At 70.3% G+C, this 3,672-nt stretch carries 5 protein-coding genes and 1 pseudogene; 1 reads left to right on the forward strand and 5 read right to left on the reverse strand.

The window, feature by feature from the left end; all coding sequences use genetic code 11:
* Window positions 1-156: 156 nt before the first annotated feature.
* The 5 genes from fliR to flgB form a co-directional block, all read right to left on the reverse strand.
* On the reverse strand, window positions 157-921 hold the full coding sequence (fliR, locus tag FV218_RS21995; protein WP_147711552.1) for a flagellar biosynthetic protein FliR: 765 nt from the start codon (window positions 919-921) through the stop codon (window positions 157-159).
* 18 nt (window positions 922-939) lie between these two features.
* A complete protein-coding gene (gene fliQ / locus FV218_RS22000; protein WP_056093112.1) occupies window positions 940-1,206 on the reverse strand; it encodes a flagellar biosynthesis protein FliQ in 267 nt (88 codons plus the stop codon).
* Window positions 1,207-1,509: 303 nt separating this feature from the next.
* Entirely contained in the window at window positions 1,510-1,827 is a 318-nt protein-coding gene (fliE, locus tag FV218_RS22005; RefSeq protein WP_056093115.1) for a flagellar hook-basal body complex protein FliE, read from the reverse strand.
* A 53-nt stretch (window positions 1,828-1,880) separates the two neighbouring features.
* Window positions 1,881-2,291, reverse strand: a complete 411-nt coding sequence (gene flgC / locus FV218_RS22010; protein WP_056093117.1) for a flagellar basal body rod protein FlgC — start codon at window positions 2,289-2,291, stop codon at window positions 1,881-1,883.
* A gap of 44 nt (window positions 2,292-2,335) precedes the next feature.
* On the reverse strand, window positions 2,336-2,803 hold the full coding sequence (gene flgB, locus FV218_RS22015) for a flagellar basal body rod protein FlgB (protein ID WP_147711553.1): 468 nt from the start codon (window positions 2,801-2,803) through the stop codon (window positions 2,336-2,338).
* A 231-nt stretch (window positions 2,804-3,034) separates the two neighbouring features.
* On the opposite strand from flgB, the pseudogene FV218_RS22020 reads away from it, so the two are divergent.
* A pseudogene (locus FV218_RS22020) lies at window positions 3,035-3,672 on the forward strand (flagellar biosynthetic protein FliO); the annotation flags it as partial.

A 3,672-nucleotide genomic window follows, 5' to 3' on the forward strand; every position in this document is an offset into this window, starting at 1 on the left:
GGGTGGCTCCGCCAGCCCGGGCGGGCGAGGGTCGGGCGCCGGTGCCGCCTTCGGGAAGGCCCGGGGTCACCCAACCACCCCCACCTCCAACTCCTCCCCGCAAGGGGGAGGAGGCGCGCGCACCTTCGACGGGTGATGTGACGCGCGTCTCTGCCCTCACCGGCCGGCCAGATCCGAAAGGTAGCGGCCGATATCGTCGAGAAACACGCCCATCATCACGCCGAGACTTCCGAGCAGCACCAGCATGCCGATGAGGACCGAGGCCGGCACGGCGACGAAGAACACCTGCATCTGCGGCATCAGCCGGGCCAGCACGCCGAGGCCGACGTTGAACAGGATGCCGAAGGCGATGAACGGCGCCGCAATCTGGACGCCGAGGGCAAAGCCCCGTGCGACGGCCTTGAGGGCGAGGGTCGCGGCCTCGCCGAGGCCCGGCACCCCGTCGGGCGGCAGCAGCACGTAGCTGCGGCCGATGGCGTAGAGGGCGACGTGGTGCAGGTCGGTGGCCATGATCAGGGTGACACCGAGCAGGGCCAGGAAGTTGCCGATGGCGGTCTGCTGGCCGCCCTGCGTCGGGTCCACGGTCATGGCGTAGGACAGGCCGAGCTGCTGCGACACCACCACGCCGGCGACCTGCAGGGCGGCCAGCACCATGCGGACGGTGAGCCCGAGCATCAGGCCGACCAGCACCTCGCCGAACAGCAGCGCGATGAGTCCCGGCCCGGCGATGGCCCCGCCCTGCATCGGCAGCAGGGGGCGCACCACGGGAAACAGCACGAGGGACAGCAGCAGGGCGAAGGCCAGCCGCAGGCGCGGCGACACCAGCTGCTCGCCGACGCCCGGCATCAGCATCACCAGGGTGCCGACCCGGGCGAAGGTGAGCAGGAAGGCCGCCGCGATGCCGGGCAGGAGCAGGTTCATGCCCCGTCATAGCAGGCTTCACCCGCCGGCGACGATGCGGGCGGCGATGCGGGTCATGTAGCCGCCCATGGCGTCGCCCATGAACGGCAGCATGAACAGCAGGGTGGCGAACACGGCGACGATCTTGGGCACGTAGATCAGGGTCTGTTCCTGGATCTGGGTCAGGGCCTGGAGCAGGGAGATCACGAGGCCGACCACGAGGGCGACGAGCATGATCGGCCCCGCCACCTTGAGGAATACGAAGATCCCGTCGCGCGCGACGTCGATGATGGCGAGGCCGGTCATGCTGGTTTCGATTCTCGAGTCCGGGGGATCGTCGAGGCCGTCCATCCAGGGAGGGTGGCCGCTTTGGGGTCGTCCCGCAGGCAGCGCGGGTCCCCTCTCCTGGAAGGAGAGGGACAGGGTGAGGTGTGCGAATTCTCCGGAGATGTCCCACACCTCACCCCAACCCTCTCCTTCCAGGAGAGGGGGCCTTTCGCGCTTCACGCCGACCCATCGGGGCTTGCGAAGGCAGTCGGCGAGCGCGTGTGTCACCCCGACCATGCCGGTGGGAGGGAAGCGGAAGGCGCAACGCGCAATGCCAAAAAACTAGATCTGCATCCGCATGATTTCCTCGTAGGCCGAGATCATGCGGTCGCGCACGGCCACCATGGTCTGGAGGGCGGTCTCGCTCTCGGCCACCGCCGTGACCACGTCGACGACGTTGGCCTTGCCGCCCGCCACCGCCAGGGCCTGGGCATCGGCCCGCTGGCCCGCCGCACCGACGGAATCGAGGGTGGAGGACAGCAGCGAGCCGAAGTTGATGCCCTGCGGGTTGGCGACGGGCGCCGCCTTGGCCATGGCGCCCTTGGCGCCGATGTTCTGGATCGCGGCGTAGGCGCCGGCGGCGAAGGCGTTGGTGGCCATGGCGGAGGGTCTTTCGGGCGCGGGGTCTTGTGGGCAAGGGGTGCGGAGGCGGATCAGGCCTTGAGGATCTCGAGGGTCTTGGCCACCATCCGGCGGGTGGCGGTGACCATGTTGAGGTTGGCCTCGTAGGAGCGCTGGGCCTCGCGCATGTCCATGTTCTCGATGAGCCCGTTGACGTTGGGCAGGCTGACGTCACCCTTGGCGTTGGCGGCCGGGTTGCCGGGATCGTGCTTAACCCGGAACGGGGAGGAATCGCGCCGCACCCGCCCGGTCTCGACCAGGGTCGCTCCGGTCTCGCGGTCGACCTGCTGGGTGAAGGTCGGGATCTTGCGGCGATAGGGGTCGCCGCCCGGCGTGGTCGGGGCCGATTCGGCGTTGGCGATGTTCTCGGCGATGACCCGCATACGGCTCGACTGGGCCTTGAGGCCCGAGGCGGCGGTGGTGAGGGATTTGAGGAAGTCCATGGCGCTCTCGATGGTTCGGGCGACGATCCGCGGGGGGGCGCGGGTCAGCGCTTGCCGATGGCGATCTTCAGGGTCTCGAGGCTCTTCTGGTACATGGACGAGGCGAGCTGGTAGTCGGCCTGGTTGTCGCCGGCCTTCATCATCTCTTCCTCCAGGTTCACGCCGTTGCCGCTCGGGCGGATCTCGAAGCCCTTGACCCGGCGCGGATCGGCGCCCGGCCCCTCCCCCGCCTGGGCCAGGGCGATGTGGGACGGGCTCGTCACGGCGAGGCCGGAGCCCGACGCCCCCACGGGCTGGGCCAGCGCCATGGCGCCGAAGCTCGCCGCCCCTCCCATGCCGGCGCCCGCACCCGCGCCGGCGCCGCGACCGAGATCGGGGTTCGCCAGATCGCGGGGCTTGAAGCCCGGCATGTCGGCGTTGGCGACGTTCTCGGCCAGGAGCTTCTGGCGGGTCTGGTGCCACTGCATCCGGGTGCGCAGCATGCCGAGGATGGGCAGGTCGGTGACGGACACGGTGCGGCTCCAGACCCCGCACCCGGTCGGATATGCCGGGCGATGGGCAAAATCTGCCGCCTCCATGGTTAACGTCGCGTTAAGATCCGGCCTGCACCGGCCGTTGCGCTCGCCCGTCAAGGAGCTGTTAACGAAGTCTTAACGTTATTGCCCCTGGCCGGCCGGGGCGTGATAGTGCTGAGATCAGTGTTGCGTCGGGCCGGTGGCCCCTAAAAGCGAGAGACCCCGGTCTTGCCTTCGTTCTTCAGTTCAGACGGTTCCTCGACGATCCAGTTCGCGATCATCTTCCTCGTCATCTTCGCGGTGCTGGCGGCCGTGGTGTTCGCCTTCCGCCGCCTGACCGGACGGGGCCACGTCCTGTCCTCGAAGCTCGGGGCCCGCGGTCGCCAGCCGCGCCTCGGGATCGTCGACATCTACGAGCTCGACCGGCAGCGCCAGCTCATCCTGCTGCGCCGGGACAACGTCGAGCACCTGCTCCTCGTTGGCGGCCCCAACGACGTCGTCATCGAGCGCAACATCTCGCGCGGCGTCGGCGCCCGCCTCGGCACCGACGAGGCGGCCCGGCCGGAGCCCGAGGCGGAGCCGGCCGAGTCCCTCGAGCCGCCGCGGTTCCAGCCGGCCTTCGAGCCCGCCTTCGAGATGCCCGTGGTGGTGGCCCCGCCCCTGCCCGGCTCGACGACGCGGCCGGCGAGCGTCGGCCGGCGCCTCGACCTGTCCGGGCCCGATGGCGATCGGACCGACCCGGTGCGGGCCCCCGACCCCCTGGAGATCTACGAGCCGCAGCCGGACTTCGAGGCGACGCGCGACTTCGCCGCCGCCCGGTCGTCGCACGCGCCGGTGCCCCCGCGCCCGCCGGCCGAGCCCGCCGC

The sequence above is a fragment of the Methylobacterium sp. WL69 genome (assembly GCF_008039485.1).
GTDB lineage: Bacteria > Pseudomonadota > Alphaproteobacteria > Rhizobiales > Beijerinckiaceae > Methylobacterium.

What these genes read in the sequence shown, in the direction of transcription:
- fliR (WP_147711552.1), bottom strand. Translation starts at nt 921, where the DNA reads ATGAACCTGCTCCTGCCCGGCATCGCGGCGGCCTTCCTGCTCACCTTC.
- fliQ (WP_056093112.1), bottom strand. Translation starts at nt 1,206, where the DNA reads ATGACCGGCCTCGCCATCATCGACGTCGCGCGCGACGGGATCTTCGTA.
- fliE (WP_056093115.1), bottom strand. Translation starts at nt 1,827, where the DNA reads ATGGCCACCAACGCCTTCGCCGCCGGCGCCTACGCCGCGATCCAGAAC.
- flgC (WP_056093117.1), bottom strand. Translation starts at nt 2,291, where the DNA reads ATGGACTTCCTCAAATCCCTCACCACCGCCGCCTCGGGCCTCAAGGCC.